The 23949-nt window shown below is 57.9% G+C and carries 28 protein-coding genes; 15 read left to right on the top strand and 13 right to left on the bottom strand.

Annotated features, from left to right (window positions below; translation table 11 throughout):
- Positions 1-771: hypothetical protein (locus CAI21_RS13530; RefSeq protein ID WP_220348250.1), on the top strand; the 771-nt coding region annotated here is incomplete at its 5' end.
- 163 nt (positions 772-934) lie between these two features.
- On the opposite strand, the gene CAI21_RS13525 is transcribed toward CAI21_RS13530, so the two are convergent.
- Complete coding sequence (locus CAI21_RS13525; RefSeq protein ID WP_116302764.1) at positions 935-1429, bottom strand: hypothetical protein; 495 nt, start codon at positions 1427-1429, stop codon at positions 935-937.
- A 576-nt stretch (positions 1430-2005) separates the two neighbouring features.
- Here CAI21_RS13525 and CAI21_RS13520 point away from each other — a divergent pair.
- On the top strand, positions 2006-2140 hold the full coding sequence (locus tag CAI21_RS13520; RefSeq protein WP_116302763.1) for a DUF3096 domain-containing protein: 135 nt from the start codon (positions 2006-2008) through the stop codon (positions 2138-2140).
- A 10-nt stretch (positions 2141-2150) separates the two neighbouring features.
- Positions 2151-2642 (top strand): cyclic pyranopterin monophosphate synthase MoaC, encoded by a 492-nt coding sequence (gene moaC, locus CAI21_RS13515; RefSeq protein WP_116302762.1) that lies wholly within the window; start codon positions 2151-2153, stop codon positions 2640-2642.
- Between the two features lie 61 nt (positions 2643-2703).
- Here moaC and CAI21_RS13510 read toward each other — a convergent pair whose 3' ends face one another.
- Positions 2704-3039 (bottom strand): 4a-hydroxytetrahydrobiopterin dehydratase, encoded by a 336-nt coding sequence (locus CAI21_RS13510; protein ID WP_116302761.1) that lies wholly within the window; start codon positions 3037-3039, stop codon positions 2704-2706.
- Positions 3040-3198: 159 nt separating this feature from the next.
- Here CAI21_RS13510 and CAI21_RS13505 point away from each other — a divergent pair, with 159 nt between their 5' ends.
- The 5 genes from CAI21_RS13505 to CAI21_RS23960 are packed head-to-tail and all read left to right on the top strand — an operon-like array spanning position 3199 to position 6928.
- Complete coding sequence (locus tag CAI21_RS13505; protein ID WP_116302760.1) at positions 3199-3978, top strand: (Fe-S)-binding protein; 780 nt, start codon at positions 3199-3201, stop codon at positions 3976-3978.
- Positions 3975-5396, top strand: coding sequence for a LutB/LldF family L-lactate oxidation iron-sulfur protein (locus CAI21_RS13500; RefSeq protein ID WP_116302759.1), 1422 nt, complete (start codon positions 3975-3977; stop codon positions 5394-5396). Before CAI21_RS13505 ends, CAI21_RS13500 begins: the two co-directional genes overlap by 4 nt.
- Positions 5386-6027 carry a LutC/YkgG family protein gene (locus CAI21_RS13495; RefSeq protein ID WP_116302758.1) on the top strand — a complete coding sequence of 214 codons (642 nt, stop codon included), beginning with the start codon at positions 5386-5388 and terminating at the stop codon, positions 6025-6027. The genes CAI21_RS13500 and CAI21_RS13495 overlap by 11 nt, the downstream gene beginning before the upstream one ends.
- 38 nt (positions 6028-6065) lie before the next feature.
- The gene (locus CAI21_RS23965) at positions 6066-6461 is read left to right on the top strand and encodes an HpcH/HpaI aldolase/citrate lyase family protein (protein WP_220348248.1); all 396 of its coding nucleotides are present in this window, start codon (positions 6066-6068) and stop codon (positions 6459-6461) included.
- Entirely contained in the window at positions 6458-6928 is a 471-nt protein-coding gene (locus CAI21_RS23960; protein WP_220348246.1) for an HpcH/HpaI aldolase/citrate lyase family protein, read from the top strand. The genes CAI21_RS23965 and CAI21_RS23960 overlap by 4 nt, the downstream gene beginning before the upstream one ends.
- A gap of 60 nt (positions 6929-6988) precedes the next feature.
- Here CAI21_RS23960 and mazG read toward each other — a convergent pair whose 3' ends face one another.
- A complete protein-coding gene (mazG, locus tag CAI21_RS13485) occupies positions 6989-7777 on the bottom strand; it encodes a nucleoside triphosphate pyrophosphohydrolase (protein WP_116302757.1) in 789 nt (262 codons plus the stop codon).
- Positions 7778-7954: 177 nt separating this feature from the next.
- Between mazG and CAI21_RS24960 the strand changes: the two genes are divergently transcribed.
- Positions 7955-8290 (top strand): TetR/AcrR family transcriptional regulator, encoded by a 336-nt coding sequence (locus tag CAI21_RS24960; RefSeq protein ID WP_258868955.1) that lies wholly within the window; start codon positions 7955-7957, stop codon positions 8288-8290.
- Positions 8287-8550 (top strand): hypothetical protein, encoded by a 264-nt coding sequence (locus tag CAI21_RS24955; protein WP_258868954.1) that lies wholly within the window; start codon positions 8287-8289, stop codon positions 8548-8550. The genes CAI21_RS24960 and CAI21_RS24955 overlap by 4 nt, the downstream gene beginning before the upstream one ends.
- Positions 8551-8560: 10 nt before the next feature.
- Here CAI21_RS24955 and CAI21_RS13475 read toward each other — a convergent pair whose 3' ends face one another.
- Positions 8561-9070 carry a tetratricopeptide repeat protein gene (locus tag CAI21_RS13475; RefSeq protein WP_181919424.1) on the bottom strand — a complete coding sequence of 170 codons (510 nt, stop codon included), beginning with the start codon at positions 9068-9070 and terminating at the stop codon, positions 8561-8563.
- 47 nt (positions 9071-9117) lie between these two features.
- Here CAI21_RS13475 and ispG point away from each other — a divergent pair, with 47 nt between their 5' ends.
- Positions 9118-10374: a flavodoxin-dependent (E)-4-hydroxy-3-methylbut-2-enyl-diphosphate synthase gene (gene ispG / locus CAI21_RS13470; RefSeq protein ID WP_116302755.1), complete on the top strand. Its 1257-nt coding sequence runs from the start codon at positions 9118-9120 to the stop codon at positions 10372-10374.
- 59 nt (positions 10375-10433) lie between these two features.
- On the opposite strand, the gene fdxA is transcribed toward ispG, so the two are convergent.
- From fdxA to CAI21_RS13455, 3 genes are all read right to left on the bottom strand, one after another.
- Positions 10434-10757 (bottom strand): ferredoxin FdxA, encoded by a 324-nt coding sequence (fdxA, locus tag CAI21_RS13465; protein ID WP_116302754.1) that lies wholly within the window; start codon positions 10755-10757, stop codon positions 10434-10436.
- A 6-nt stretch (positions 10758-10763) separates the two neighbouring features.
- Positions 10764-11609 carry a bifunctional hydroxymethylpyrimidine kinase/phosphomethylpyrimidine kinase gene (gene thiD, locus CAI21_RS13460; protein WP_116302753.1) on the bottom strand — a complete coding sequence of 282 codons (846 nt, stop codon included), beginning with the start codon at positions 11607-11609 and terminating at the stop codon, positions 10764-10766.
- Positions 11610-11747: 138 nt separating this feature from the next.
- A complete protein-coding gene (locus tag CAI21_RS13455; RefSeq protein WP_116302752.1) occupies positions 11748-13310 on the bottom strand; it encodes a class I adenylate-forming enzyme family protein in 1563 nt (520 codons plus the stop codon).
- A gap of 232 nt (positions 13311-13542) precedes the next feature.
- Between CAI21_RS13455 and CAI21_RS13450 the strand changes: the two genes are divergently transcribed.
- Entirely contained in the window at positions 13543-14343 is an 801-nt protein-coding gene (locus tag CAI21_RS13450; protein ID WP_116302751.1) for a TatD family hydrolase, read from the top strand.
- A 108-nt stretch (positions 14344-14451) separates the two neighbouring features.
- On the opposite strand, the gene dusA is transcribed toward CAI21_RS13450, so the two are convergent.
- A complete protein-coding gene (gene dusA, locus CAI21_RS13445) occupies positions 14452-15420 on the bottom strand; it encodes a tRNA dihydrouridine(20/20a) synthase DusA (RefSeq protein WP_309544960.1) in 969 nt (322 codons plus the stop codon).
- Positions 15421-15728: 308 nt separating this feature from the next.
- On the opposite strand from dusA, the gene CAI21_RS13440 reads away from it, so the two are divergent.
- From CAI21_RS13440 to CAI21_RS13430, 3 genes are all read left to right on the top strand, one after another.
- The gene (locus CAI21_RS13440) at positions 15729-15962 is read left to right on the top strand and encodes a glutaredoxin family protein (protein WP_116302773.1); all 234 of its coding nucleotides are present in this window, start codon (positions 15729-15731) and stop codon (positions 15960-15962) included.
- A 12-nt stretch (positions 15963-15974) separates the two neighbouring features.
- Entirely contained in the window at positions 15975-16535 is a 561-nt protein-coding gene (locus tag CAI21_RS13435) for a L,D-transpeptidase family protein (protein ID WP_116302750.1), read from the top strand.
- 304 nt (positions 16536-16839) lie between these two features.
- Positions 16840-17148: an Lpp/OprI family alanine-zipper lipoprotein gene (locus CAI21_RS13430; RefSeq protein ID WP_116302749.1), complete on the top strand. Its 309-nt coding sequence runs from the start codon at positions 16840-16842 to the stop codon at positions 17146-17148.
- A 1113-nt stretch (positions 17149-18261) separates the two neighbouring features.
- Here CAI21_RS13430 and CAI21_RS13425 read toward each other — a convergent pair.
- The 5 genes from CAI21_RS13425 to CAI21_RS13405 form a co-directional block, all read right to left on the bottom strand.
- Positions 18262-19221, bottom strand: a complete 960-nt coding sequence (locus tag CAI21_RS13425) for a L,D-transpeptidase family protein (protein ID WP_116302748.1) — start codon at positions 19219-19221, stop codon at positions 18262-18264.
- 60 nt (positions 19222-19281) lie between these two features.
- Positions 19282-19557 (bottom strand): Rdx family protein, encoded by a 276-nt coding sequence (locus CAI21_RS13420; RefSeq protein WP_116302747.1) that lies wholly within the window; start codon positions 19555-19557, stop codon positions 19282-19284.
- A 346-nt stretch (positions 19558-19903) separates the two neighbouring features.
- On the bottom strand, positions 19904-20308 hold the full coding sequence (locus CAI21_RS13415) for a PilZ domain-containing protein (protein ID WP_181919423.1): 405 nt from the start codon (positions 20306-20308) through the stop codon (positions 19904-19906).
- Positions 20309-20472: 164 nt separating this feature from the next.
- Positions 20473-21063: a CoA pyrophosphatase gene (locus tag CAI21_RS13410; RefSeq protein WP_116302745.1), complete on the bottom strand. Its 591-nt coding sequence runs from the start codon at positions 21061-21063 to the stop codon at positions 20473-20475.
- A 71-nt stretch (positions 21064-21134) separates the two neighbouring features.
- Positions 21135-23750: a CHASE domain-containing sensor histidine kinase gene (locus CAI21_RS13405; protein ID WP_181919422.1), complete on the bottom strand. Its 2616-nt coding sequence runs from the start codon at positions 23748-23750 to the stop codon at positions 21135-21137.
- Positions 23751-23949: the final 199 nt, after the last annotated feature.

The raw sequence follows: 23949 nt of genomic DNA, 5'->3' as shown, positions 1-23949 counted from the left end.
ACCAACAAGCCCAGCCTGATCGATATGGCGCTAATGTTGTCTATGAGCGCTTTTTTTATCTCGGGGGTGATACTTCTTGTGGGAGATTGGGTGTCGGCGCTAGTAGGTGCTTGTATCGCGTTGGGCTTATTCGGCATCAGCCTGTTCATCCGCTTTGGCCTATCGCCGGCGACGGGAGAGGTGGCGATTTTCGATCGCAAGACGGGGTTGGTTTACCTGCCGCTGCCGCACCGCTGTGGGCCGATGGTGTGCCGGTTCGAGGACATAAAGGCCTATTATTCCGCCACCCCCACCTTAGCGTTGCGTTACTCCGGCGGGGTCGAACTGATTCCGGAGGTGTTGCCGCCGGGGGCGCCGGACCGAGGGTTCCGGCTGGGGATGCAGTCCTACGCGATCGGTTACAGCACAGAGATGGCCGATCCGTGGTGGAGTGTTGTGCAGCGGTTCATGACCAGCCCCGAGGCCGCGCCTTGGCACGAGAATCCGGACTGGGCACGGCGGGTGGGGGCGTACCGCCGGTTGGGGCTGACCATCCCCGAACTGTACCCGGCGGGTTTAACGCGCCCGTTTGCCTTTGGGGGAGCGTTTGGTGACGAGACCTGGAGCGAGCACGTGGAAGAGTACTTCGCGCGCCAGGGTCGAGCGCTGCCGTCGGATTGGCCGGCAGCCTATATCATTCCGGAAGCACTGGCCGAGCGAGCGCAGTATTCCGAGCCGTTGGAAGCGCGGTTGAAGTATTACCGTCGTGATGCGGTGGATGAAGCCTCCTAACGGCTACTGACTGCGTGCCGGCTGTTTGTGTGCAGACGCCCACCGTGCCTTTGCCAAGGCCGGTGGCTTTTCTGATTGTGCCGCCGTAAGCACGACGCGAGACCGAGCGTTGGCTACGCTTCCCGCCCTGGGGCAAAGCCTGGAACTGGACCTCGCCCCCGTATCAACCTCGTTCGGTCAGGTTGGTGAGCTCGGTATTTTCCTGATTTCTGTTCAGGCAATACATATGCAGCGCCGCTCGCCAAACGCGCGGATCGTCGTCGGCGAAGAGGATATACATGCTCTTATTGTGTACCAGCTGTAAATCCCGACCCTCGTCGTCCTTCCAGTGCTGCACGGTCAAGCCGCACACTTCTTCGGCCCCCGTGCTGCGGGTCGCCACATGGCCATGGAAGGCATCGCTAAGCTCTCGGTAACTACCGATCAACACCCGCCCGTTGGGGCCGCGCCGAAAGCGTGCGCCGGAGCGGACGGTGCTATCGAAAACATAGGTATTCGGCAGCGCAACGATGCTGCCAAAGACGCGAATATAGATCGCGGACGTTCCGTTGCCGCTTAAGGCCTCCTCGACCTCTTGCGTATCGGCCAGACCCTCAGCCTGCGCTACAGACGCAAATGCGAGTAATACAAGGAAAAAACGGTGGGATACCGCCTCCATGGCTTATACATAGACTTATCCATCCTTGGTTGGTCCAGCTTTCCCGATGCGGCGCCGACACATGACCGGGCACACGCCTATACGGGCATAAGCACTAAAACATGCTGGCCGGCACGCGCTAGTTGTTTCCGAAGGGCGGTGGCACGCTATCCTTGCGTTGTCCATCTGCGCCATTCTTTCTTTACGACCGACGAGACGAGCTCGACAGCAGGGCATACGAGCAGCATCGATACCGAATTCCGCTGGCCTCAATGTCCGAAAGCGCCCTGCTCCCTCCGTCTCGAAACCTGCCGAAGGGGGTTGCCATGAAACTATCCAGTGACACAGCCCCTAACCAGAATAGATCCACCACGCAGCACTCGCAAGCCGAGTCATCATCAGCTTAATTTCTAATGGCTTGCTACCGGCGCAATCGCCATTGCCACCGCGGGAGCCGGAAAAACGGGCTTCGATAGACCCTAAAGCGTGGCCTTGTCCCTTCCCGTACCTCTTCAGCAAGTTTTACAATGAGGGCACGACACGTCGAATAAACGACCGGTGGGTAGAGTTTCTGCCTTCCCGCCGAAGGAGCATTAGATGACTATCCAACTCGACCTATTGCCTTTGCTCGCACTTATCGCCGGAATTGCCGTTCTCGTCGCGCCGCGACTTCTCAATTACATTGTCGGCGCCTATCTGATAGCCATCGGTATTATCGGCCTCGTCCAGTAAGGAATCCGGCATGAGCAATCTCACTCATCTCAAGGAAGACGGTAGCGCTCACATAGTCGATGTAGGCGCCAAACCGGCTACTCATCGGGCGGCCATTGCCGAAGGCTACATAGACATGCAGCCGGAGACCTTGGCGAAGCTGCAAGCCGGCGACCTTAAGAAAGGCGACGCCTTGTCCGTTGCTCGGATAGCCGGTCTGATGGCGGCAAAACGCACCGCCGAGTTGATTCCGCTTTGCCATCCTGTGCCCTTAACGCATGTCGAACTCGAGCTGAGTCCGGAGCCGGAGCGCCCCGGCGTGCGCGTGCGCGCCTTAACCGAGACGGTAGAACGAACAGGTGTTGAGATGGAGGCGTTAACAGCCGTCCAGGTCGCGCTGTTAACGATCTACGACATGTGCAAAGCCTTGGAGAAAGGCATGCGCATTACCGATGTGCAACTGGTGCGCAAAAGCGGCGGCCGATCGGGAGACTGGCATCGCGAGGGGGAGGCGGACAAATAACGCCGACGCCTTTGTCAAGCCGCATAGAGCGGCCAGGGAGGGGCCGCTTACGGCCCCTCGCCTACCAGAGCGGCGTTGCCGCCCTTTGAGGTAAGCTCCCGGCTTGCTTACCGGCCCCGCTAGCGGTCGGCGGCGTTGATTTTGCGGCAAGAATAAAATCGTTCTCATGCAAGCCGCCGATCTTATGCGTCCAAATTTCGACGGTAGCGTAACCCCAACCGAACGTCACATCCGGGTGGTGCCCCTCCTCTTCCGCTAGTTCGCCAACCTTGTTAACGAAAGCCAGCGCCTTGGCAAAATTGCCAAATTTCCACGTTCGGGTAAGCCGGTTGCCGGCATCGGCCAACTGCCACCCCGGCACCTGATCCATCATCGCTTCCGCCTCGTCCTTGCTCATCGGCGCCACCCCGCCCTGGCACGGCGTGCACGTTTTGCACTTAAGCTCATAAAGTCCTCCTTCGCCATTCCCGGCAAACGAATGATCGCGTAGATGCCGTGCACCGCGGAATCAGAGCTTATACACTGTACTTAACTCAACAAGCGGGTACCGGCTGTCATGTCGAATAACGATACGCAGGAACCTCTCACCGTCGCCTTGTTTGCCACTTGCTTGGTCGACCTGCTTCGCCCGGAAGTCGGCTTCGCGACCGCCAAACTCATTCAAGCATGCGGTTTCCGCGTCGAGGTGCCGAAGGCACAAACATGCTGCGCGCAACCTGCCTACAATGCCGGCGACTGGAAAACGGCACGGGCGTTGGCGCAAAACAACATTGCTCTACTGGAAGACTACGATTACGTCGTTGTCCCTTCGGGTTCCTGCGTCGGCACCTTTCGCGACTACACCGAACTATTTGCTGAGGACGATGTTAGCCGCCAACAAGCCGAACAGCTCTCGGCCAAGACCTTCGAACTCACCGATTTCCTGCTCCGCCACAACTGGCAATGCGCGAACCCACGGGCTCCGGGGCACACCGTCAGTTATCACGATAGTTGCTCCAACTTTCGCCAATTAAACGTCAGAGAGCAACCGAGAACGCTATTGCGCCAAGCCGGCTATCGTCTAACGGAAGTCGCCGATCCGGAGGTATGCTGCGGTTTCGGCGGTGCATTCTGCATCAAGTACGCCGACTTATCCGCACGCTTAGGCCACGACAAAGCTGCCTCGATAACCGCCACCGGAAGCGACCTGTTACTCGGTGGCGATCTGGGTTGTCTCCTACATCTCGCCGGCACCCTCTCCCGCCAAAACTCGCCGATAAAGGTATTCCACGTGGCAGAGGCCTTAGTCGGCGAACTTGCTGGCACCGGCATCAGTGGAGAGGGAAGCAAGCCATGAAGGCCCAAAGTCACCGATTCAAGGCTAACAGCCAACAAGCGTTACGCGATGCGGATCTACAGGCGGCGCTCGGGCGAGCGAAAAGCGGCTTTGTCGATAAACGGGCAAAGGCGATCGATGCCCTCCCCGAATTCGAGGCTCTGCGGGAGCGTGGCCGCCAGGTCCGAGCCCATAGCCTCGCGTATCTCGACGTTTACCTGGAGCGTTTCAGCGCGCAGGTAGAGCACTCCGGCGGCCGCGTACACTGGGCGTCCGATGCCGACGAAGCGCGGCGGCACATCGTCGACATCTGCCAACGGCAACAGGCTCGTTTGGTCATCAAGTCGAAGACCATGGTCGGCGAAGAAATTGCCATTAACGAGGCACTGGAAGAAGCTGCGATCGAGGTCGTCGAGACCGACTTGGGCGAGTACATTATTCAATTAGCGAAAGAACCGCCTAGCCATATCATCGCGCCCGCCGTCCACAAAACGCGGGACCAGATTTCGTCGTTGTTCGACCGCGTGCATCACCAACGCCAGGGGCAACCGACACGCGCCGTTCCCGATTTGGTCGACGAAGCCCGGCAAGTGCTGCGGAAGAAGTTTCGCAGGGCCGATGTCGGTATCACCGGCGCTAATTTCCTCATTGCCGAGGAAGGCTCGGCACTCATCGTCACCAACGAGGGTAACGCGGACCTTTGTATGAGCTTGCCTCGCGTCCACATCGTGCTGACATCGATCGACAAACTTGTCCCGACCTTGGAAGACGCCAGTACGCTGGTGCGCCTGCTTGGGCGCAGCGCGACCGGCCAGCCGATGACAACCTATACCACGCTGGTAACCGGCGCCCGGCGCGCAAACGATACGGCCGGGCCGGAGGAATTCCACGTCGTTTTACTCGATAACGGCCGCAGCCAAATGCTGGATGGGCCATTTCGGGAAATGTTGCATTGTATTCGTTGCGGCGCCTGCCTCAATCATTGCCCGGTGTATAGCGCCATTGGCGGTCATGCCTACGGTTGGGTCTACCCAGGCCCTATGGGCTCAGTGCTTACCCCGCATTTTATCGGGCTTGATAAAAGCAAGGACTTACCGCACGCATGTACTTTGAATGGCCGCTGCGAGGCGGTCTGTCCGGTCAAGATCCCCTTGCCGAAACTATTACGCCGCCTGCGTGCGGCTTCCTTTGAACAAGGGCTAACCCAACCCGTCGAACGCTCGGCCGTCGGGCTTTGGGGAAAACTTGCGCAACGGCCCGTTGCTTATCGCGCGGCAACAGCCGGGGCTCATCGTATATTGCGCGTTATCCAACGGCTCGACTGGCAACGCCCCCCTTTTCTCGGGGCTTGGACCGCCCATCGAAGTCTACCGCACGCTAGCCGCGAAACCTTTGTCAGCACTTGGCACCGGCAACGGGAGAAAACGCATGAACGGTAGTAAGGAGGCCATCCTTGAGCGTATCCGCCGCAGCCAAGGCAACACAAAACGCGATTTAGAAACCGCGCGCCAAGCGCGTAAGGCCATTGCGCCCGTGCTGCCGAAGCAAGTCGATACGCAAGAGCAGGCACAGTTTCTCGGCCGGCTAGAGTTGGCCGGCGCGAGTTGGGAGCAACTTGCCGGGGCGAGCGAAATACCGCAAGCGGCGGCGCGCTTTTGCAGCGAGCACGGGTTACCGAAACGGATTGTGCTGGGCGATCATGCGTTCTTTCGCGACCTTCCTTGGGATTCGGAATGGGAATGTTTATCGCCACAACCCCAATACATCGACGGCGCCTTGGCCATTACTTTAGCGCTCGCCGGTATCGCGGAGACCGGAAGCTTGGCAACGACATCGACGCCCGAACAACCTACAACGCTGAATTTTTTGCCGGACCAGCAGCTTGTCGTATTACCCGCCGGTCGGATTGTCGACAGCTTGGAGACGCTATGGGGGCGGCTGCGAGCAAGCGGCCTACCCCGAACCGTTAACCTCGTCACCGGGCCGTCGCGCACGGCAGACATCGAGCAAACCATTCAGCTGGGGGCGCACGGACCGCGTCAACTGCATGTCATCCTGCTTCCGTCATAGGCAAGCAATTGGCGATATTAGCGAGGAGATCGCAACAGATGGCCATTAAACCCCGCCGTTCGGTGCTATACCTACCAGGTACCAATGCCCGTGCGCAGGAAAAGGCGAAGACGCTGTCGGCGGACGGGCTTATCTTCGATCTGGAGGATGCCGTCTCGCCTTTGGCAAAAGACGAAGCAAGGGCCTGCGTTAGCCATACCCTGACAAACAGCGGCTATGGACATCACGAGCTTATCGTGCGCGTTAACCCTTTATCTGGGCCTTGGGGGCACGCCGATGTTAAAGCGGTCGCCAAGCTTGATATAGATGCTTTGCTACTCCCGAAAGTGGAGTCGGCCGAAGAGGTCGAGCAAGCGAAAGAAGCTTATCTCGCCGCCGGCGGGCGGGAAGACCTGCCGCTGTGGATTATGGCGGAAACGCGCGCGGGATATTGAACCTGGACGCTGTGCTAGGCGCATCGACGAGCATAGATGTCGTCGTCATGGGTACCACCGATTTGGCGAAGGAACTGCGAGTCCCGCCGGACTCTGAGCGGTTAGGGCTTCTCAACGCGCTTAGTCATTGTATTACCGTGGCACGCGCTCATTGTCTCGATATCTTAGATGGCGTTCACCTGGATTTTCTTAACAGCACGGACTTCGACAGTATCTGCGCCCAAGGACGCCGCCTCGGCTTTGACGGGAAAACGTTAATTCACCCCTGCCAAATTGCAGAAGCCAACCGAGCTTTCTCGCCTAATGCGGCCGCCGTAAATCATGCCGAGAAGGTGCTCGCCGCTTGGCAGGAAGCGGAACGGGAAGGAAAAGGCATGGTGGTCGTTGACGGCCGGTTAGTGGAAAACTTGCATTTGGAAGAAGCGAAACGCTTACTGGAACTGCACACCGCCATTAGCGGCCGCTAGTTCCTCAGGCGGCGCGTGCCGCGTGCGGCTTAGCAACGACACACGCCGCCTCAGAGATATTCACTCTTCTCGCTTAGCTGCTTGCCACGCGCTCTCGAGCGTGTCCATATCGGCATCGGCCAATGCTTGGCCTCGCTCCGCCATCAACCTCTCCACGTGCCGAAACCGCCGTTCGAACTTGGCGTTGGCACCGCGCAAGGCCACCTCGGCATCGACCTTAAGGTGACGGGCCAGATTCGTACAGGCAAATAAGATATCGCCCAATTCGTCCTCTAAACGCGCCTGCGCTGCATCCTGCTCCACTTCGGCCTCCAACTCCGCAAGCTCTTCCCGTACCTTGTCGAACACGCCTTTGAGATCGTCCCAATCGAAACCGACTCGCGAGGCCCGTTTACTAAGCTTCTGCGCCCGCATCAAAGCCGGTAGTGCGAGGGCGACACCGTCGAGCACGCTTGGGGCTTGCGTGCCCGCCTTATACCGTCGTTCCTCGGCCTTTATCGCTTCCCAAGCCTTTGCTTGGTCGCCGCTCTCGGCCTCATACGTTGCATCGAAGATATGGGGGTGCCTGCGGATCATCTTGTCGCTAATTCCCGCCGCGACGGCCTCGAAATCAAACCAGCCTTTTTCTTCCGCCAGCTGCGAATGGAAAACGACTTGAAACAGGAGATCCCCTAATTCCTCTCGCAACTCTTCCCGGTCGTTGTTTTCGATGGCATCGGCAACCTCATATGCCTCTTCTATGGTGTAAGGGGCAATGGAGCGAAAGTCCTGTGCCCGATCCCACGGACAACCGCGCTTTGGATCGCGCAAACGCCGCATAATCTCAAGCAGTCGACTGATAGAGGTCATCGTCGATCCTTTTCATTGTCTAAAACAGCAAACCAGCCCGCCGTGCAGTCAGGGCCTTGCAGAGTTCCCTAATTCAGTACTTTTGCGACCGGTACAGTTGACTTTGCCGCCATGCTTGTCAACATAAGCGAAATAACGGCATCCACCCTGCCCTTCTCTACGCACAGGACGTATATCGTGACGAACTCCGTCAAACCGGTGACCCCTCGCGGGGAACAAACTCGCCAGAAGTTGCTCGAAGCAGCCGAATTGGAATTTGGCGAGAAGGGTTTTCATGCATCCTCGGTTAGCAGCATAACGCAGCAAGCCGGTGTCGCGCAGGGTACCTTTTATATTTATTACTCGTCGAAAGAAGACATTTTGCGTGCTCTAGTCGACGAGCTAAACCGGCGTCTGCGCCGTTCGCTGCGGGAAGCGACCGAGACCAGCGGCGATCGCCTGCGGATGGAAAACGCGGCATCGAGCATTTCCTTGAATTCGCCCGCGAACACAAAAACCTTTACCGCATCATGATGCAGTGTTTGTTCGTCGACGAAGCGGCCTACCGCCGCTACTATGAAACCCTCACTAACGTCTACGCAAAACGGCTAAAAGATGCGCAAGAAGCCGGAGAAATCAAACGCGGCGATCCGATGGCCCAGGCGTGGGCGCTGATTGGCCTGAACTATTTCCTGGGCCTGAACTATTCGGTCTGGAACGATGCCCCGCCGCCGCAAGAAGTCATGGAAACCGTTCTCGATTTTATCAATCACGGCTTAGCACCCGAACGGTAACGCTGCTGCGTTATGGCTCAGCGTCTGGATGGCAGGTGGGCGGATTCGGCCTCCCCATAAACGTTTCCATGACACACGCCAAGTATTGCATCGTGCTTTGCGCTTGCGTATCGACTCGCGGGAGGTCGGGGCGCGCCTTGAGCAGATTAGCAACGCCTAACTCGATGTACAGCAGCCCTAGGTTGTGCCGCGCTTTAGCATGCGTCGGGTCGAGTTCCAACAGCTGGCGGAATACATCGACCGCCTCCTCCAGGCGCCCGGTTTCTACGTACGCGTTAGCTAAGCGAAACCGGGCTTGGCTGTCCTCCGGCCTTGCCGCCACAATTTGGCTATAGGCAGCCGCAGCCCGCGCATACTGGCCGGCGGTATACGCTGCATCGGCGTCGGCGAGCAAGGCCTCTTGCGATTCGGCAACCGGCGCTACTGTCATACTCGCGCAACCGCCGAGTATGAAACCGAGCGCCAACAATGCGCCGAGGCGGCACAGCAGGTTTCGTCTGTTTTCTTTCGTCTGTATCATGCCGATTTCCAGAGAGTAAACCACCTTCATACGGCGGCTTGAAACTTATGACAACCGAACCTCTGATCAAGCGACGAACCTGTGTTCCGGTTCAAGTTGGCTCCGTCACCGTGGGCGGCGACGCCCCGGTCGTGGTTCAATCGATGACGAACACCGATACGGCGGACGAAGTTGCCACGGCTATTCAGGTCGCCCAACTCGCCCGAGCCGGCTCTGAGGTCGTTCGCATTACGGTCAATAACGAGGAAGCCGCCGCTGCCGTTCCAAGAATTCGCGATCGTTTGTTGCAAATGGACATGGACGTACCCCTCGTCGGCGATTTCCATTTTAACGGCCATAAGCTCCTGGAAAAGTATCCCGAATGCGGGGAAGCCCTGGCCAAATACCGGATCAACCCAGGCAACGTCGGCCGCGGCAAGCGGCGCGACCCGCAATTCGCCAGCATGATCGAAGCAGCCTGCCGCTACGATAAACCGGTGCGTATCGGTGTCAACTGGGGAAGCCTGGACCAAGCTGTGCTGGCGCGTTTAATGGACGAGAACGCAAAGGCCGCCAAGCCGCAGGAGCCGACAGCGGTGATGCGGGAGGCGGTCATCGTCTCGGCCTTGGAAAGTGCCGCACAGGCAGAAGCGCTCGGCCTGCCCCACAACCGTATCCTTCTCTCCTGCAAAATGAGTGTGGTACAGGACTTGATCGCGGTTTACCGCAGTCTTGCCGCGCGCTGCGACTACCCCCTACACCTGGGGCTGACCGAAGCCGGCATGGGATCGAAAGGTATTGTGGCCTCCACCGCCGCCCTCGCCATCTTACTGCAAGAAGGCATCGGCGATACCATCCGGATCTCGTTAACGCCGGAGCCGGGCCAAGAACGAACCCAAGAGGTGATCGTCGCCCAAGAGATCCTGCAAACCATGGGGTTACGTGCATTTACCCCCCTGGTCACGGCATGCCCCGGCTGCGGCAGAACGTCTAGCACATTCTTTCAAGAATTAGCCGAGCAAATCCAAGCGTACGTGCGGGCACAAATGCCCGAGTGGCGTAAGGAATATCTAGGCGTCGAGAATATGACCTTGGCGGTGATGGGCTGCGTCGTTAACGGCCCTGGCGAAAGCAAACACGCCAATATCGGTATCAGCCTGCCGGGCACCGGCGAAGTGCCGGTCGCCCCGGTGTATGAGGACGGCGAGAAAACCGTAACCCTCAAAGGCGAAACGATCGCACAGGATTTTCAGCGCATCGTCGACGAATACATAGCCCGTAAGTACGAACGCATCGAAACGCCCGCTAAAACCCAACAGGGTTAACGGGCCCTCTCTCGTTGCCGGGTTCGCAGGGCAAGCCCGGCAACGACGGTCAACGGCCTTTAAGGTTCCAGCAATGCCCGCTTCGCGTCGACATCGGCCCACTCGTCCGCGTCTGCCGGAGGCGGTTTACGCTGGGTAATCACCGGCCAGCGGCGTGCCAACTCCGCATTCAACGCCACAAATACTTCCTGGCCTTGCGGTAAACGATCGTCGGCATGAATCGCCTCTACCGGACACTCGGGCTCACAGACGGCGCAATCGATGCAAACCTCGGGGTCAATAGCAAGAAAGTTCGGCCCTTCATGGAAACAATCCACCGGACACACTTCCACGCAATCGGTATATTTACAGCGGATACACCGCTCTGTCACAACGTAGGCCATAAATGCTCAGTCATCATTAGGCGACGGCGGAGAAGGAGTAAGAAAATCGCTTAACGTATCCTTAACGGTATGCCCGTGATTAACCGGGCCGCAGCCGCGGCCCAAACCCGGTGCTGTCTCTAAAGCCTTCCGTACATAAGCTCGGGCTCTGGCCACCGCCACCTCTAATGGCAAGCCTTGCCCCACGCTCACGGCGATTGCCGAGGCCAAGGTACAACCTGTCCCATGGTTATGCTTGGTTGTTAGCCACTCGCCTTCGAATAATTGCTCGCCGTCAGGCGTTACCAACACATCGACCAGCTCGGGAGCAGGCAGATGGCCGCCCTTTAACAAGATCGAGCACCCGAACTCCCGTTGCAATCGACGCGCAGCGGCTTGCATATGACTAACCGTCGTAATGCGCCGATCCAGAAAAGTTTCCGCTTCCGGCACGTTGGGCGTCATTAATAACGCTTGCGGCAGCAGGCGCTCTCGCAACGCGGTTAACGCGCTTTGGCGAAGGAGCCTCGATCCGCTTTGCGATACCATGACCGGATCGACCACCAACGGAATATCAGCGGCATAGCGACGGATTTGCTCGCTAACGACTTCAATAACCGCCGCATCGTGCAACATCCCCGTTTTCAGGACGTCTGCCCCAATATCCTGGAGCACCGCTTCCATCTGTGACGCAACAAACTCCGGCGGCACAGGATGAATCCCCTGGACGCCTTCCGTATTCTGTGCGGTTAACGCGGTAATCGCCGTCGCCGCGTAGCCTCCCAAAGCGGTAATGGTCTTGATATCCGCTTGTATGCCGGCGCCGCCGCCGGAATCCGAGCCGGCAATCACTAGCACCCTAGCCTGCGCCATTTCACTTCTCCGCCCAATCTGCCGCTTAAGGAAGCGCCGACCGATTCCCTTAGACCCCTCTGTGCCAAAACGCGACGCATAAATCTGTTTTGCTCCTTCCGGGCCCACAGAGGAGCAAGGGAATGGTTCGGTGCTTCCTTAAGAGTAATGCTCCTGTAATCGATTGCGGTCGATCTTACCCGCGCCGGTCATCGGAATCTCGGTAACCACCTCGAAGCGTTTTGGCACCTTAAAGCCCGCCAGATTTTGCTTGCAATGCTTGGTGAGCGCGTCCGCATCGATCGTTGCCCCGGCTTTGGGCACCACGATCGCAACCGGAACCTGCCCCCATTTTGCATCCGGCACAGCAACAACCGCGACGTGCGCGACATCCTGATGCATGCCGACCACATCTTCGATTTCCTCGGGCGACACATTCTCGCCCCCGCTGACAAACATATTATCGGCTCTTCCGACAATATAGACATAGCCTTGCTCGTCTTCGCGCGCGAGGTCGCCGGAATAAACCCAGCCGTCGTCTAAGAAAACCTTATCGGTCCGATCCGGCTGTTTGAGATATTCCTCGAAGTTATGCGGGCTCCGCATACACAGCACGCCGACCTCGCCTTGCGGCAGCACCTCTTTACTCTGGGGGTCGATGATTTTGTAGTCGCAGTGAAAAAACGGCGTTCCGATACTACCGTTATGCTCCCAAATCTCATCCATGCTCTTGTCGATGCCGACATGGGTGAAATTGGAAGGCCCCGCCTCGGTCAAACCGTAAGCCTGAGTGACGGGAACGCCGCGCTCCCAAAACGGCCGCATAGCGACGGCCGAACAAGGCGCACCGGCACTGGTAATACCTTGTAGCGAACCCAGATCGGTATCCGCAAAGCGCGGATGCCGCACAATGAACTGGAGCATTGCCTCCACGGCTCCAAAGTGCGTTACCTGTTCGGTTTCAATCAGCTGCAACACCAACCCCGGATCGAACTGCCGCACTAAGACCGTAAAGCCGCCGCTGTGGTAAGCCGGGGTCAACGTGTTCCAACCGCCGATATGAAAGAGCGGGAACGTCAACAGTTCGCGCGCTTCCCCCAAGGCACCTCCGGAAGCGATCACCAAATCGAATGAGTTCCACAGCATTTGCCGATGCGGCACCACACACACTTTCGGCGTTGCCGTCGTCCCTCCCGTGTGGATATAGAGGAAGGTATCGTTCAAGGCTAACGGACGGTTAACATTTTCCGGCTCGGTTGCCAAAATCTCGTCCTGATAGCGCCCCGCGCCATCGCCAATGAGTACGCGCTCCCGCACGGAAACGGGATAATCCAGGGACTCCGCCAGCTCCGCGAAAACGTCCTCGTAAAACACCGCCTGCGGCTCGATCCGCGCCAACAGGTCGTCTAGCTCCCGCTTAGTGAGTCGATAACTCAACGGCGCCAGGATGAAACCGCACTTTCCTGCGGCCAAGTAAAGATCGACAGGTTCGACCCGGTTGCGGGCGATAAAGCAGATTTTATCGCCCTTCTCCAGCCCGATTTTGTCCCGCAGCCAAGTTCCGACACGATTGGCGCGCTCGTTCATCTCGGCATAGGTGAAGCGCTCGCCCGAGCCCGAGTCGAAGATCGCTACTCTCCGCGGTGTCATAGCGGCACGGCGGCCAGCCCAATCGCCGACCCAATGCATGGGTAAATCGTCGTAATGTACTGCATCCACCATAGGCCTAACCTCCTTGCCGAAATCGCTAGCTCATTGGGTTCGATTCTACACCTAAGGGGCACCTCCGCGACTACGCGGGCGCCTCCCTGTCTGTCTACGGTCGCCTTCCTTTTCGCGGGCGAGTGCAGGCGCACATAAGCCCATTAAACCGGCAAAGCGAAAGCCAATCGGCCACTACTCCCGATTTCCTTCGGTTACAATAACGCTCATGCAAACCGACGACGGATGGAATATGGAAACGGCAGCACTCGAACTCTTCGACATTGGCGTCAACCTCACCAATAAGGCTTTTCGCAAAGACCTCGACGAGGTGCTGGCACGTAGCTGGGCAGCCGGACTAACCGGCATGGCTATTACCGGCACCTCGGTCGCCGCGAGCGAAGCCGCGCTAGAACTCGCACAACGCGATCCACAACGCTTATATGCCACCGCCGGCGTCCATCCGCATGAGGCAAGCCAATACGACAGCGACGCCCATCAGCGTATTCGCACCCTGGCTGGGGAGGCGGGGGTCGTTGCCATCGGCGAAACCGGGCTAGACTTTAACCGCGATTTCTCGCCTCGCCCTGCTCAGGAGCAAGCCTTCGAACGCCAGCTCGAACTGGCCTGCGAGCTTTCCCTACCGGTATTCCTCCATCAGCGCGACGCGCACGAGCGCTTCATTGCGATCCTCAAAGCCTACCGCGACGCTTTACCGGCCGCGGTACTCCATTGCTTCACTGGCACGCGCGAAGAGCTTTGGGCATCGCTAGACCTGGATCTTTATATCGGGATCACCGGCTGGATATGCGACGAACGCCGCGGTTTATCTTTGCAAGACTGCGTCGGCGATATCCCGACCGCTAGGCTTGTCATCGAAACCGATGCTCCGTACTTAACACCGCGTACGCTAAAACCCAAACCCAAAGCGGGCAGAAACGAGCCGGCTTTTCTACCTGAAGTTTTACAAGCGGTCAGCCGCTGCCGGAACGCCGACCCGGCCCAGCTCGCGCATCAAACGACGGCTAACGCACGTCAACTGTTTCGAATTTGAGGCCTCTAACCAAGAGGCCCACTCTCAGGATAACGAAAACGCGGGCGGCGGTGCCTACCTCTCAGGCGGCTTCGCAGCGCGCCTCAGGCACGCAGGCAAGCGCAGCTTCTACGACTTCGATTCCCGCCCCACGCGCCAGGCATTTTCGCTCAAGTGACGGCGCCATGCCTTTGCTCCCGGAACGCCCTGGAACAGGCCCAGAATATGGCGAGTAATATTGGACAGCTTAGTGCCCGCTAACAATTCCTGCTCTATATACGGCATAAAGTCGCGGATAACCTGATGCCGGGTACGAGGCACCCGAACATTCCATAAGGCGGCATCCCATTGCGCCAGAGCCCACGGGTTGGCGTAGGCTTCGCGACCGATCATAACGCCGTCTACCGACTTGATATGCTCGCTTATCTCGGATAATTGCCGGATACCACCGTTGATAATGATTTCCAGCTCCGGAAAGTCCTGCTTTAGACGATAGACGCGCGGATAATCCAGCGGCGGGATTTCACGGTTTTGTTTTGGGCTCAGGCCTTGCAGCCATGCCTTGCGTGCATGCACGATAAAGGTTCGGCACCCCGCATCGCTCACTTGCTCGACGAATTGCAGCAAATGCTCGTAGCTGTCTCGGTCGTCGATTCCGATTCGCGATTTCACGGTTACCGGTAAACGGGTAGCCTCCCGCATCGCTGCTACGCAATCGGCAACCAGCCGTGGCTCGGCCATCAAACAAGCGCCGAAACGCCCGGCCTGTACCCGGTCGCTGGGACAACCGACGTTGAGATTAACCTCATCGTAACCGTACGCCTCGGCTGCGCGGGCGCACACCGCCAGTTGCTCCGGTTCGGAGCCGCCGAACTGCACGGCAACCGGATGCTCCTCGGCGTTAAAGCGCAGATGCCGCTCGATATCGCCATAGACGATCGCCCCGGCCGTTACCATTTCCGTGTACAGCAGCGTATGCGGCGCGCAGAGGCGTAAAAAGCGCCGATCGTGCCGGTCCGTCCAATCCATCATAGGAGCCACGGATAGACGACGATCCAACCGTTTGGGATGCTCGAACTGCCCACTAGATTCTGCCACATTCCTCTCCGTTACCCGCAACGAAAGCACTACCGCAACCCGCCCTCGGTGCCGATCAGGCGCCTGCTTGGCAGGCCCTGATCGCCTTACTTCGAACACGGAACGACGTATATGCCGTTGTTTCCAAATCGGGCTATTACCGTACTGGCGAGGTAGTTTACACACCCCCGCTACGACAATCAGCCTATCAACGCGCAGCAAAGAAACGACGCCCCCTCAGTTTCGGGTGTGCCGACAACCCACTCATTTTCCGTGTACGACAGTCGTTATAATAGGCAGAACTGTTTTCCTTGTATCAGGCCGAGCATATGACCAAACAATTAATCCTGTACGGCACCGACGGCTGTCACTTATGCGAGCAAGCTCGCGAACGTGTCTTTGAGGCCTTAGGTAACTCTATAGACCTGGTGGAAGTCGATATTCTCGATGACGAACAACTGGAAGCTCGTTATGCGACAAGCATCCCGGTATTGCGCTCGAGCATCGGCGAGGATGAACTGAGCTGGCCTTTCGACATAGAACAAATACAACAACTTCTATAAACGAATAATGCTATGACTCCGCCGACGCTGCGCCTGTTGTGTCTTCTGTTATCGTTCGCGCTCATCGGAATGGCGCCCATGAGTGTCATGGCCGAGCGCTGGGTACTGATCGATACCCAACAGCGTCAGGCGAAAGTCTATGACGGCGAACAAGAACTCGCCCGCTTTGCCCCGGTCGCGGTCGGAATGCGAGGCACGGCTCATGCGCGCCTGCTAGGCGACCGGACGACGCCGCTGGGCGAATTCCGTGTCGACCGCATCAATTCGACCAGCCGCTTTCACATATTTCTCGGCATTAACTATCCTACCCTGGGGCATGCTCGCGATGCTCTCGACAAAGGCCTGATCAGCTTCGACGACTACCTAGACTTTAGAGAACACTTGCACCGAACCGGATACCCGCCGCAGGATACGGTACTAGGCGGCAATATTGGCATACACGGCATCGGGCGCGGCGACCCTTCCATCCATGAGTTGTTCGACTGGACCCGAGGTTGTGTCGCCGTTACTAACGAACAAATCGAGCGCCTCGCCGAACTCGTCGGTATCGGTACGCGAGTGGTCATTCGCTAACTATCGAGTCGTCCCCCTCCGTTTTACTCGCAAGCTTGCGATCCGCAAACGGATTATTCAGTTTATTCTTCAGGTGTTATAGTAGTGGTGCTTACGCTTTCCGGGCGGGAGATGATACCGTTTCCCAAGCGGGGGTAGCGTTCGAGGTCATCACAAGGAATCTTGGGGGGGCGAACGCGACAAAGGCGGCGGCAACGCTTAACACAGTTCCGCTTCCTTATGTGAGCAGTTCATCCTAGAATGCAGCGAGCCCGCCGCATTTTAGGATCTTAGGTCTATACGAACGACGAAAAGGAGACTGTCGATGTCGCAAAGTTTCAATCGCACTGTCAAGCTTTCCGCACTGGCGATTGCCCTTGGCCTGGCAGCGGGTTGCGCCACCACCACCGATGCCGAACTGCAATCGATGGTCGAGCAAGCACGCGACGATGCCGCTGCTGCACACCAACTTGCCGAAGAAGCGAAAGCCGAGGCCGCAGCCGCCATGAATGCTGCTACCGAAGCGCAAGGCATGGCACAAAATGCCGAAGGCCTAGCCCAAGCGGCGCAAGAAACTGCCGAGCGCGCTATTGAGCGGCAGGAGCGCATGTTAGAGCGCGGCATGTATAAATAAGCGCAAAGACACGCGAAAAAAAGCCCCACCCTTTCGGTGGGGTTGTTTTTTGGGGGGGGATTTCATCGCGGTTTGGCGGGATAGTTGTTTTCTGGTGTTGGTGGTTTGGTGTGGTGCGCTTCGCGCGGTTGGTTTAGAAGGCGGGGGCCCGCTCCTGCACGGGGTCTGGGGCCTGCGCTTAGTCGCTATTGCCTATAGTGATGCATAACGACGGCCTATTTCGCCCTCCTGGGCGAGTTACTTTTGGCTCAGACCATCCCTGGTCTTCGGCCTTCGGCTCGCTTAGCGCACCTCATTCGCTCCCGGCGAATGAGTCTTTGCGTCGCCAAAGAAAAGGAACCAAAAGAAAGGCGACCCGGAGGCGCTGCCCCGCTACGCGGGGTTCCCTGCGCTTCTCGGTGCTTTCGGGGTTCGCCCGACAGGCCTTTGTCGCTGCGCTATCCTGCTTCGCGCCAAAGCCCAGGGCGCACATCCGTGTGCGCCCGCTCGGCGGGACAGGCGTCCACCGGACGCCTGTCGCTTTCCGCCTCGCCCCTGGCCTGACGGTCGAATGGCCGCCGTTCCTGGCGGCCACCCCTACGGGGCCTTTTCCGAAAGCCCCTGCGATGCTCGGCAGCGCCAACGGGCAAGAGTAAGCCCCTTCGATCAATGCTTTCCCAAGACACAAACGCCAAACCGGTTAACAACGTGCGGTTGTTTGAAGAGTCGAGAGTCTGTGAACGAAGCGCTCTTACTTCGCCCTTTGGCTCGCCGAGCATCGCAGGCTTCGAGCGAAAAGGCCCGAAGGGGCGCGGCAGGGACGCCGCGCGTCTGTCGTCGGGCCAAGGATGGCCCGTCGGCAGACCCCGCTCGAAGCCGAGAAGCGCAGGGGACCCCGCCGCAGGCGGGGCGAGACAACGGGCTGCCCTTCTTTTGGTTCCTTTTCTTGGGCAAGCAAGAAAAGGAACCCGCCGTGCGGGGGCGGAACCCCGCCTTCTAAATAAGCCGCGCGCAGCGCACCAAATTAAACCACCGACACGAGAACCCAACACCAGAAAACAACCACCCCACCAAACCGAGATGAACCATTTCCCTGTGTAGCAAACATCACATCGTGACCGTTACGCTGCCACGCTATTGCTGCGCAAGCTGAGCCCCCTCCCCCATCCCGGCACGAGAGATCGGCATCGGTATCCCCAACTTCTGCTCAAGCACATACCGAATGCGATAATAATCGACCCTATGATCGCCATTCCCTGTCAGGGCGTTCGCCACTACATCCAGCGCCGGCATATAAGCGTGGCGCGCATCGCGGGCGATTGCCTGCCTGTCTTCTTCCAGCGGCCGATGAGCTTGCAGGTACAGAGTTCCCTCTCGCCACGCAGCCTTGAAGGGCTCGTTCACGATTCGAACGGAAGTGCCGACCGGAACCCGGTAGAATAATTGCTCGATATCTTCCGGATACATCCGAATACAGCCGTGGGTCACTCGCATCCCAACCCGCCAAGGCTCGTTTGTCCCGTGAATAAAATATCCCGGAATATCCAAGCGCATGGCGTAGGCCCCGATAGGATTATTCGGGCCCGGCGGTACAACCCGCGGTAACTCCTCGCCGCGTTCGGCGGCAACTTGTCGTACGGAAGCCGGCGGATACCAAGCCGGGTTTTCCAATTTTAACGTGACCTGCGTCTCGCCTAGCGGCGTCGACCAGTCCATTTGGCCGACGCTAACCGGGTACGTTTCCACCACCGCTTCGTCGCCGTTCGACGGCTTAGGAAAGTAATACAAGCGCATTTCCGCTACGTTCAGCACCAACCCCTGCCTCGGCACATCGGGCAGAATATGCATGGTCGGCAACGTCACTATCGTGCCCGGCTCCGGTACCCACATATCGATACCGGGGTTAGCGCGGTGCATTTCCAAATAGCCTAGGCCGTTGCGCCTGCCGATATCGAGCAGCGTCTCGCCTTCTTGCACCTCAACATAACGAATTTCGCCTATCAGGCTCTCGCCTTCCGGCGGCAACGGGTAGGTAGCAGCAGACGCCAGTTGTGCAAACCAACCCAACACCAGCGAAACCATAAATTTCTGCATGCCAGTTCGGATCACCGCCGTACCTGCTTTGCTCTGTCGATCAGCCCACCGCTTAAGCGCTTACCTATCGCTATGCCCCAAATCGCGCCCCGGCTCGATTCGGTCCCGAATTAACTGCTTGAGTTCTTTCGATTCGGGAAAGCGCCCGGCCTCGGCTCGCGAAAATATCCGCTCCCCATCCAATAGCACCTCGAAGATGCCACCAGAACCAGGCGCTAGCGCCACCTCTCCTAGGCTGTCTGAGAACGTAAACAAAAGCTCCTGTGCAAGCCAGCTGGCGCGCAAGACAAAGCGACATTGGCTACAGTAGCGAATCTCAACTCTAGGCTTAGCCATAAGTATTTTTTCAAGTTCCTGTCTGCGCAGTATAACGCGATCGATTGCTAACGCGTACCCATGTAGCCAGATGCAAAGGGAGAGGAATTACACAGGAAGGGGAAGCAGCACACATGGCATGCGCTAGTTACTCGACATCCGGCAGTAGAGGCCGTAAGGAAGGCGGCGGTGCGGCGAAGCCAAGCGAGCATAATGGAGGTTCCGCCGACAGAACAAAACGGTATCGGATCGGCGAATGAAACGCTCGCGGTTAGCGGCCGCTCGCTTTTCGATTTGTCCGCTCAGCGGGCCGTTCGCCGGCCCGCCTATAGGCGTCAATGACTTCCGCCGGGCACCATTCTGGTCCTTAGAAGTTGCCCCACCAACGGCGGCGTAGCTTCGTTAGCCACGACTCGTTCTTGCTTAGATACTGAACGTACTCGCGAAGACTATCTACATCGGTCGGTTTCAACTCGGCGAAGCGAACCCCGACCCGTCGGCCTTCGATGTGCCTGACACGCCCCCTGGCGCGGATTGTTTTATTGATCGGAGCAGGCAACGACACCGACAACGGCAATTCTTGGTCGATGCACTGCTCGGGCATATCTTCCGCGAGCTCTAAGTCGATACCGCCTTCGCTAATATCGCGCACGTCCACCACTGCCGGCGTAATAGCGTCGTCCACTTCGGCCACCACGGGCCGATCCTTCTCCGGAATCACCCGCGGGTACTTCCGCCAGGAACTCCACTGGTATCCCATTACCTCAGCCATCTTAAATGCTCCCTGCATCGAATCGCGATCATCCAAATTGATTACGACTATGTAATTGCCTCAAGCAGCCATAAGCGAAGAGCGCCTTACTCGTCCCGGAAAGGCAACTCGCTTACGCTATTCAGTATAGGCGCTATGACCTGGAGTCGAGTAGCCTGCCAGGTTCAAACTTTGCGAAGTGTCTCGTAGAGTTCGCGCAGAATCGCCGCCGTGGCCCCCCAAATATAGTAATCCCGGTAGGGCATTGCATAGAACGAGAACGGCTCCCCCTCGTACACTAACTGGTGCAGTTCATGATTAGCAGGGTTGAGAAAAAAGCTCAACGGCACCTCGAAAATCTCCGCAACCTCATACGGGTCCGGCTGTAAGCTTGCGCATGCATCGACAAACCCCACGACAGGCTTAACCAGATACCCTGTCCGAAGCCGGTACGCGGGCAATCTTCCAACGATATCGACATAACTCGATTGCAAGCCCACCTCTTCTTCCGCTTCCCGCAAAGCGGCAGCTTCGGGCGAGGCATCCGAGGTTTCGATACGGCCGCCGGGAAAGCTGATCTGGCCGGCATGATCGCGCAGATGCTCGGTCCGTTTGGTGAGCAGCACATTATATTCTCCGCTGCGCTCGACCAACCCCACCAGCACGGCAGCGTGGGTAAGCCCGGGTAAACTGGAGAGTTTAGGATCCCAGACAGTCCCGCAGACACAATTTATGATGATATCTCGGCTCAACGCCGTCCGTTCCCGAACCGTCATAGGCCCTCGATCCACTGCTTCTCTCGCCATCATACCCTAACTGAGGAAACACTGAACAACTCACCGTTTTTTCAAGGCACCGTACGCTTTATCGACATCGATCCGATGTTGACAGTTACCATCGCGTCTTGGCGATACCGCTCTGCACTTCGAGGGCTAGTCGCGATCGCCAGTACTGCCTTCGGTGAATTTAGGCAGAGTGAACCAAAAGCATGAGCCTTGACCTGAGGTCGATTCGACCCAGATGCGGCCACCATGTCTGGCAACGATTTTTTGCATATCGCCAGACCGATTCCGGTCCCTTCCGCTTCTACCTTATGGTGGAGGCGGTGAAAGATGATGAAAACACGTTGCAGTTGTTCTTTTTCGATCCCGATGCCGTTGTCGCAAACGAAGAATCGCCACTCGGGACCATCGTCCACCACCCCTACATCTATTCGTGGCGGCCTCTCGCTACGGAACTTAATAGCATTAGCCAACAAGTTTTGAAAAAGCTGTACCAGTTCGCCGTAGTCGCCAATAATAGTCGGCAGCGGCGCAAAATGAATTTTAGCGCTGCTTTCCTCCGCAGCCTGGTGCAAATTCCCGCGGACATCTTCGACAACCTGATTAAGATCGACCGACGACGGCGGCGGCGGCCAGGCTCCTACCCGCGATAAAGCCAGCAAATCCAGAATCATCGCTCGCATCCGCGATGTGCCGGACACGATGTAGCCTAGGTACTCACCTGCTTGCGCATCTAGGCGATGCGCATAACGCCGTTCCAGCAATTGCGCGAAGCTAGAGACTGTACGCAAGGGCTCCTGCAAGTCGTGCGACGCGACATAGGCAAATTGCTCAAGCTCCGCATTCGAGCGTTCCAGCTCCGCCGTACGGTGCTGTAGTTCTTGCGTACGCTCGTGCACGCGGCGCTCAAGCTCTTGATAAGCGCGCCGAGCCCGCTCCTCGGCAGCTCTTAGCTCGCTGACATCGTCGGCCATCCACAGCACATACTTAGGCTTGCCGTCCGTGCCCCAGACCAATGAGGCCGTGAGGCTGACAACGATACGCTCGCCTTGTTTTCGCAGGTAATACTCCTGTCGCTTATAGACATTCACCGAACTGCTCTGCAATGCGTGCACAACCGAGTCCAGCGAAACCTGACTTTCCGGTGCGACGAACCCTCGCCATGGCAGCGCTCGCAGTTCCGTTTCCGTGTAGCCCAGCATCTGCTGGAATGCCGGGTTAACAGCAATGAGATCGCCCTGCGTACAGTCAGTGAGCATGATACCCACCGCCGCGTGCTCGAACATGGTCCGGAATCGTGCTTCGCTCTCCTTGACCTTACGTTCGGCCTGCTTTAACGAGGTGATATCAACCGCCGCCGCCGTTAACCCGACAATATCTCCATTATCGCGCAGCGGCTCCAGAGTAACCGCGAAAACGTACTTCTGCCCGAAGAGGCTAGCCTCCACCTCTTGATGCAAGCCGACGCCCTCTCGCAGCACGTTTTCCTTGAGTTCTACCAATTTAGGCGGAATCGCAAGTTGATAGTCTGTCTTCCCAATCACTCGGTTGGGATCGACCCCGTGTCCGGGATTGAAGATCCAGGTATATCGCAGTTCCGCATCCTGGCTAAACACGGCAATGTTCGAATCTTCCAACGCGACGCGGAAGCGCTCTTCGCTCTGTCTCAAGGCTGTCGTCATGCTAGCCGCCAGCGATACGGCGCGAGCACGTGTGGAGGCCATACTCCAGATCAGCGCAAAAACCGACAGTGTTAATATAAACCCGGCCGTCAGAACCAATCCGGGGCGCCACCACCCCGCCTGGGCGAATTCCGGCAACGCCGTTAGCTCAACCGTCCAACGGTGGCCGTCGATCAACAAGGCAGAGGTTCGGCTTAGCCCGGCTAAAGCCCGGTCATTACGCTCCGGATGGCTATCGAACATTAAGGTTTGCTCGCTACGCCCCAGCCCATCGTAAATCCGCAAGCGTACTTCGCTCCGGGTCGCCCCTAACAAGCCTTGCATCAGATCGTTCATACGAAATGGACTGTAAATCCAGCCAATTAGATCGCGCCGGCGCTGCTCCACGGTGTCCGGCACTCCCCCGCCTGCGTAGACGGGAAGGTATAGCAGGAATCCGGCCTGTATATCCTCATCGGTTTCCTGCACTAAGGTCACCCTTCCGGACAAGGCACTATCGCCGGTATCGGCTGCCCGCACCATCGCTTCGCGGCGCACCGGATCGCTAAACATGTCATAACCGATCGCGCGGCGGTTCCGCCAATCGTCCGGCTCGAGATAAACAATCGGTCCGTAGAAGGTGCGTACGCCTTCCGGCCAAACCGCATAATCGTGCCGCCCCTGCTGCCTTTCCCGTAGAACGTGCTCCTCCAGCTGCGCAGCCGGCACCAGCGCGGCAAACCCCACCCCCTGAATGCCCGGGAAGTTCCTCCGTAGCCGCTGCCTGTGGACATAGCGCGCCCAAGCGTCGAGATCGACCTCCGCGCCGGTATCGAATAAGCCGGCACCGCCTCTGAGCACCTGTTTATAGGTGCTCATCCGATCCGTCAGGGCCGTGGTAATGTCGTTAGCACGGAATTGGAAGCGGCTTTCGATTTGCTGTTGATCGAGTTGGCTTGTCCAATACCAACCGACAATGCTCAGAGCAACGCCAAGCACAAGCACTAACCACGCGAGCATCGTATCCCGCCGGCCCCGTTTTCGCATGGCTCTTATTTGCGCAGCTTGCCGCCCCATGCCGGCCCTCTCTGCATTCGCGTGCATCCACGCAGCATGAAAGTAGCACCGCCGACAAGCGTTGAAGCAGGCGGGCTATCAGCAGAGAACGACACCCTATTCGGCGTCTCTCAACTCTTATATCAGTTGGGGCAACTCGGCG

The organism is Alkalilimnicola ehrlichii (genome assembly GCF_003399765.1).
Taxonomy (GTDB): Bacteria; Pseudomonadota; Gammaproteobacteria; order Nitrococcales; family AK92; genus AK92.
This window is presented reverse-complemented; position numbering and strand designations above follow the sequence as displayed.